The organism is Streptococcus mitis (assembly GCF_003944325.1).
Lineage (GTDB): Bacteria > Bacillota > Bacilli > Lactobacillales > Streptococcaceae > Streptococcus > Streptococcus mitis_CW.
In genome coordinates, this window is sequence record NZ_RJPX01000010.1 from 51,839 (window position 1) to 58,287 (window position 6,449).

The window sequence follows — 6,449 nt, forward strand, 5'->3', positions numbered from 1 at the left end:
GAGCAAACTAGGAAACTAGCCGCAGGTTGCTCAAAACACTGTTTTGAGGTTGCAGATAGAACTGACGAAGTCAGTAACATCTATACGGCAAAGCGACGTTGACGTAGTTTGAATTTGATTTTCGAAGAGTATCAGTCATTATTTCCAGTTTAAAGTAGCATTCAAGCCATAGTGATCACTAACTTGCGGATTCTTATTTCCATCAAATACGACATGTAAATTTTCCACCTCTAACTCTTTGGTAGTAAACACATAGTCGATTCGAAGGGGTTCAGTGTTCCCCTTCCAGCCATCAATTTCTGGTGGAACAGTATAGCTACCACTTTTCTCTTGAGCAACTTCAAATGCGTCTTGTAACCCTAATGAACAAGCTAAAATAGCTTGGTAGCCTTCCTGTCCAGCCGGATTGTTGAAATCTCCAGCTAGCAAAAGCGGCTTGTTCAATTCTTTCAAGACAGCCTCAAATCGTGCCCATTCTTCTTGGAAACCTTTATCCCACCAAGAAAGGTGGACACTTGCAACTGCTAGCTCCTTACCATCGACTACAGTTTCAGCCAGGGCAACACGGCGAGTATGATAGTCTGTTGGATCATCCACATCTGAAACCAAAATTTCTCTGGCTTCAATAGGTGTTTTAGACAAGATAGCCACACCTTCATGGTAGCGGTCATAACCGATATGATTATAAGCCCAAGTCCAATAGTAATTTTTTCCTTGCTCTGACAACTTTTCAACCAAGAGTCTAACATAGTGGTCTTGATGAATCGGCTCAGCAGCTGGCAAAGCTTGATAAAGGTCATTAACCTCCACCTCTGGCGAAGTGATCTCCTGATTGATTTCTTGGAAACAAATCAAATCATAGTCTTTATCAAGAATATCTTCAAGCAAGAGCTGGAATTTTTCCTCAGCTTCTTTTTCCATCCAGCTATGAGTATTGAGTGTTAAAAATTTCATGCTTTTCTCCTAAAACAAGAGGTTGGAAAACAGCTTCCAACCTCAAGTGTATCACAATTCTACTTTAGCAACTGCTGTTTTAGCTGCAAGAGAACCTGTTTGTTCTAATTTAACTGATTTAATAGCTTCAGCATTTGTGAAGACAACCACTGTAGAAGTTTCACGACCTGCTGCACGGATAGCATCCAAGTCAGCTGTGACAAGAAGGTCACCTGCTGCAACTTTTTGTCCTTCAGCTACATGAACAGTAAATGGTTTTCCTTCGAGACTTACTGTGTCCAAACCAATATGAACCAATACTTCAAGACCTGCTTCAGTCACCAGACCAAGAGCATGTTTTGTAGGGAAGATGCTTGATACAGTACCTGAAACTGGAGATACAATGTTTCCATTTGCAGGTTCTACTGCAAATCCGTCACCCATCATTTTTTGAGCAAATACTGGATCTTTTACTTGTTCCAAAGTAACAACTTGACCGTCTGCTACTGAGTAAACTTCCTCAGTAAGACCTTTGAATTGAACAGTGTTTTGTTGCGCTTCTGTCATTTGACTTGGAAGAGTTTCAGGAATGATTTCACCTGAGTCAAGAATATCTTGGATATCAGATTTCAATACGTCTGCTTTTGGTCCGTAGATAGCTTGAACCCCTTGTCCTTTCATGACAAGACCCATAGCTCCTTCTGCTTTCCATTGTTCTGCATCACCGACTCTATCCGCATCCTTAACAGTTACACGAAGACGAGTCATACATGCATCAACATCAACGATGTTTGCACGACCACCAAGAAGGTTGATAATGTTTACAGCTTGAGAACCTGCTGCAACTTTCACTTCGCTGCCAGCTTCTTCTGAACCTTCAGCAGTTTCGTAGTTTCCGTTACGTCCTGGAGTTGCGTAGTTGAATTTTTGAATCATGAAGTTTGCGATAAAGTACATGATTACAGCAAAGAGAACAGTTACCCAAACGAAGTTAACGATATCCATACCGATACCAGCACTGATTGCAATAGGTGTACGAGTCAAGAACTCGATTGAACCAAATGAGTGCATACGTAGGTTCACGACGTCAGCCATAGCGAAGGCAGCACCTTGAACAAGTGAGTAAACAAGATACATAGGTGTTGCGATGAACATAAACATGTATTCGATTGGTTCAGTAACCCCTGTCAAGAATGTTGCAAGAGCTGTCGCAATCATCATACCTTTGTATTTGTGTTTCTTATCAGCATCAACATTACGGTAGATAGCCACAATCACACCCATCAAGATACCGAATGAACCGATCATTTGTCCAACTTTGAAACGAGCTGGGTGAACAGTATCTAACAAGTGTTGATATTGAGTAGCATCAGTACCTTTAAGGTTTACAAGGTCTGTTACCCATGCAAGCCAAAGTGGGTCTTGACCAAATACTTGGCTACCTTTTGCTGCACCAGTTAAGACCTCATAAGTACCACCAAGAGCTGTGTAGTTCATTGGGATAGTCAACATGTGGTGAAGACCAAATGGCAAGAGCAAACGTTCCAATGTACCATACAAGAATGGTGCAAGGATTGGAGCAGTTTCTTGTGAGTTAGCAATCCAGATACCAAAGCTATTGATACCTGTTTGCACTACTGGCCAGAAAGCTGAAAGTACAATTGCAGCAATTACTGAACGAAGGATAACTACAAACGGTACAAAACGTTTTCCGTTAAAGAATGAAAGTGCATCAGGAAGCTTACGGAAGTTATAGTATTTATTGTAAGCAGTTGCTCCAATAAAACCTGAGATAATCCCTACGAAGACACCCATGTTAAGTGCTGGTGCTTCCATAACGCTAATAAAGTAATCAGCAACTTTGATTGAGCCACCAAAGAGAGTTGTTACCATAGCTTCAGGATTTTTCAACATATCGCCTGATACGCCAAAGATTGTACCAGTGATACGGTTGATTAGGATAAAGGCAAGACCTGCCGCAAACGCACCACCAGCACGTTCCTTAGCCCAGCTTCCTCCAATAGCGAGGGCGAACAAGATATGAAGGTTAACGATAACTCCCCAACCGATTTGCTCTAGTACACCACCAGTAATAACGAGTGGAGCAAAGTTAGGGTTAATCATCACAAGCGACTTACCGATTGAAATCATCAAACCAGCAGCCGGCATAACAGCGATAACCACCATCAAAGCCTTACCGAATTTTTGCCAAAACTCGAAAGACAAGACATTTTTGAATGTATCTTTCATCATTCAAATCTCCTTTATTTTTATTTAGGCAAACGTTTTACGAAAACGTTTGCACTTAACTATGTATTCATTATACCACTTTAAATTTTTTTGTAAAGGCTTTTATTAAAAAAATAAGAAAAAAAAGAAAGTTTTTATGCTTCCTTTTTTATATTTGTATTGTTATGATAATACTCTGAAAATATGCTATCAAACCTTTAAGAAGCGTCGCATTGAAATTCCTGATCCAATTGAACCGATAAAAATTCCAATGACAAACAATAAGGCAATCATCAGTGGACTGAATACTTCTGGTGAAATCATAGAAAGGTTTTGACCTACTAATGACTTATTAACAGATTGGTAAACCATTTGATAAACAACTAGTACTAAAACTGATGGAAGGGTTGCTCCAAGTAATCCGATGAAAGCCCCCTCAAGTAGGAATGGTCCTCGGATATAGCTATTCTTAGCACCAACCAAGCGCATAATTTGAATTTCTCGACTACGGGAAATAATTGTAATACGAATGGTATTAGAAATCAAGAAAACTGCTATGAAAATCAAGAGGCCAGCAATCACTAGTCCCCAGACACGAATAAATGAGGCTAACTTAAACAAGCGTTCTGTATTGGCACCACCATCTTGAACTTCTGATACACCTTCAATTTTCTTAGCCTCTTCCGCTACTGTCTTTACATCACTTGGTGTGTTAGTATCTACAATATATGCATCATAGAGAGGATTGGCGTCACCATCAAAGATTTTCCAGTTATCCCCCATTGTCTCAGTTAATTTTTCGTATTGTTCTTCTTTACTTGAAAAAGTAACATTCTTAACTGTAGACATCCCCTTCAAAGCATTATATACCTTGTGGTAGTCATTATTTGTAACAGTTTGACCTTCTTTTTCAATAGTCTCACTATTATCAGCTACGTCCTTACGAATGTATACCATTACTCGGACATTATTTTCAATATCTGTAGCTAGTTTCGCTGTATTGAAAATAACAGAAGCAAATATTGCCACCAAGGTCAAAGTAATCATGACTGAGCTGACAGCAGCCACTGTCATCCAACCATTTCGTTTCAAGCTTTTTAACGATTCAAATAAATGGCGAAAAAATCTACTAATCATCGTATCCGTACTCTCCTTTTGATTCGTCACGAACAACACGGCCATTTTCAATGGCAATGACACGGTGGCGCAAGGTATTTACAATCTGGCTATTATGAGTCGCCATCAAAATAGTTGTCCCTTGTAGGTTAATCCGTTCCAAGAGATTCATAATTTCCCATGAATTATCAGGATCCAAGTTTCCTGTTGGCTCATCGGCTATCAATACTTTTGGATTGTTTACAATAGCACGCGCAATCGCAATCCGCTGTTGCTCCCCACCTGAAAGCTCATTTGGGAAAGAACGAACCTTGTGCTTCAATCCAACCAAGTCCAAAACTTCCATCACCCTTTTTTTGATATTACGGCGATTTTCCCCGATTACTTCCATAGCGTATGCAATATTCTCATAAACAGTTTTCTTTGGCAAGAGTTTATAATCCTGAAAAACAACCCCAACACTACGACGTAGAAGAGGGACATCTTTCTTCTTAATCTTAACCAGATTAAAACCAGCAACTGATAGACTTCCTTTATCGATTTTTACTTCACGATATAGAGAACGAATAAAAGTTGACTTCCCTGCTCCCGAAGGTCCTACGATGTAAGCAAATTCTCCTGGTTGAACACTGACCGAAACACCGCGTAGGGCAGTCGTTCCGTTGTCGTATTTTTTTACGACATCTCTCATTTCAATGATTGACATGTGAGTTCCTTTCTATCTTAGCTAATTCGCCACTTGAGATAGGCATCGATAAAACCATCTAGGTCCCCATCCATGACCTTATCTACCTGAGCAACTTCAAAGCTAGTTCGGTGATCTTTTACCATAGTATATGGCGTGAAAACATAAGAACGAATTTGACTTCCCCATGTGATTTCCTTTTTCTCACCCTTGAGGGAATCAACTTCCGCAGCTTTCTTTTCTTGCTCCATTTGATAGAGCTTAGCCTGCAACATCTTCATGGCACGATCTCTATTTCCATATTGGGTACGATCGACCGTTGACTGGACGACAGTTCCAGTTGGAATGTGTGTTAAACGTACACCAGTTGAAACCTTATTAACGTTTTGTCCACCAGCACCACCTGAACGGAAGGTATCCATCTTAATATCATCTTCACGGATTTCTACTTCAATGGTATCATCCAACTCAGGCATCACTTCTACAGATGTGAAAGAGGTATGGCGACGTTTGGCAGAATCAAATGGCGAGATTCGCACCAGACGGTGCACACCCATTTCCGACTTGAGAAGGCCATAAGCATTAGGCCCTTCAAATGATAAAGTTACTGACTTGATACCAGCCTCATCACCAGCTTGATAATCCAAAACCTCTACTTTGAAGCCTTTAGCATTACCATAACGAGTATACATACGAAGCAACATATCACCCCAGTCCTGCGCCTCTGTACCACCAGATCCTGGATGGATTTCCAAGATGGCATTATTATGGTCATAAGGTTCTGACAAGAGAAGGGTCATCTCGTAATTAGCCATCATCTTATCGAGTTCTGATAACTGCGTTACCAGTTCTGCTTGAACCGACTCGTCTTCAGCCAAAAAGTCTAATAAAATTTCAACTTCATCCTGCAACTCTTCCATCTTATGGAAGGTATTGTAAGTGTTTTTTAATTCATTTAATTCTTGCGACGTTTTTTGGGCCGCTATATTATCGTTCCAAAAATCAGGTTCTGTCATCTTGTTTTCCAAGATGGCAATCTCTTCCTCTAGACTCTCGAGGTCAAAGAGACCCCCTGAAAGAAGCTAATTTTTCACGATTTGCGTCAATTTTTTGACGGATTACTGAAATGTCCATAAATACTCCTTTTTTATATCGTTTCATTATACCATAATCTCTTATTTCTTTCCATCTTTTGCTCTACTCCCCTTTTCATGAAAAAAGAAACTGGGCAAAAATCCGGGACTTTGACAGTTATGAAGTAAAAAAATCCTCATAAAGGTTGATATAAGAGCATTTTCTTGTCAAATTTTACCACTTTTTATTTGCGTACTTTCTCGTACTTTGTTATAATGGAGTGAGGTATGAAAAGATGAGAGTTAAACAATCAAAGTCAAAAAACACTATCAACTACGCTATTATTAAAGATATCAAGGTTGGAAATAAACGGACTTCTACTATCGTAGAAAACCTAGGCAATCATAACACA

At 39.8% G+C, this 6,449-nt stretch carries 5 protein-coding genes; all 5 read right to left on the minus strand.

Going from position 1 to position 6,449, the window contains the following annotated elements; translation table 11 throughout:
- Window positions 1-138: 138 nt before the first annotated feature.
- Window positions 139-954 carry an endonuclease/exonuclease/phosphatase family protein gene (locus D8787_RS04615; RefSeq protein ID WP_125421205.1) on the minus strand — a complete coding sequence of 272 codons (816 nt, stop codon included), beginning with the start codon at window positions 952-954 and terminating at the stop codon, window positions 139-141.
- A gap of 51 nt (window positions 955-1,005) precedes the next feature.
- A complete protein-coding gene (locus D8787_RS04620) occupies window positions 1,006-3,186 on the minus strand; it encodes a PTS transporter subunit IIBC (RefSeq protein ID WP_125421208.1) in 2,181 nt (726 codons plus the stop codon).
- A gap of 186 nt (window positions 3,187-3,372) precedes the next feature.
- Window positions 3,373-4,299, minus strand: coding sequence for a permease-like cell division protein FtsX (gene ftsX, locus D8787_RS04625; RefSeq protein ID WP_125421211.1), 927 nt, complete (start codon window positions 4,297-4,299; stop codon window positions 3,373-3,375).
- On the minus strand, window positions 4,292-4,984 hold the full coding sequence (gene ftsE, locus D8787_RS04630) for a cell division ATP-binding protein FtsE (RefSeq protein ID WP_000022265.1): 693 nt from the start codon (window positions 4,982-4,984) through the stop codon (window positions 4,292-4,294). Before ftsE ends, ftsX begins: the two co-directional genes overlap by 8 nt.
- A 17-nt stretch (window positions 4,985-5,001) precedes the next feature.
- A protein-coding gene (prfB, locus tag D8787_RS04635) for a peptide chain release factor 2 (protein WP_125421214.1) occupies window positions 5,002-6,097 on the minus strand; the annotation gives its coding sequence in 2 pieces (ribosomal slippage) (window positions 5,002-6,024 and window positions 6,026-6,097; 1,095 coding nt in all).
- Between the last annotated feature and the right edge of the window lie 352 nt (window positions 6,098-6,449).

What these genes read in the sequence shown, in the direction of transcription:
- D8787_RS04615 (WP_125421205.1), bottom strand. Translation starts at nt 954, where the DNA reads ATGAAATTTTTAACACTCAATACTCATAGCTGGATGGAAAAAGAAGCT.
- ftsX (WP_125421211.1), bottom strand. Translation starts at nt 4,299, where the DNA reads ATGATTAGTAGATTTTTTCGCCATTTATTTGAATCGTTAAAAAGCTTG.
- ftsE (WP_000022265.1), bottom strand. Translation starts at nt 4,984, where the DNA reads ATGTCAATCATTGAAATGAGAGATGTCGTAAAAAAATACGACAACGGA.
- D8787_RS04620 (WP_125421208.1), bottom strand. Translation starts at nt 3,186, where the DNA reads ATGATGAAAGATACATTCAAAAATGTCTTGTCTTTCGAGTTTTGGCAA.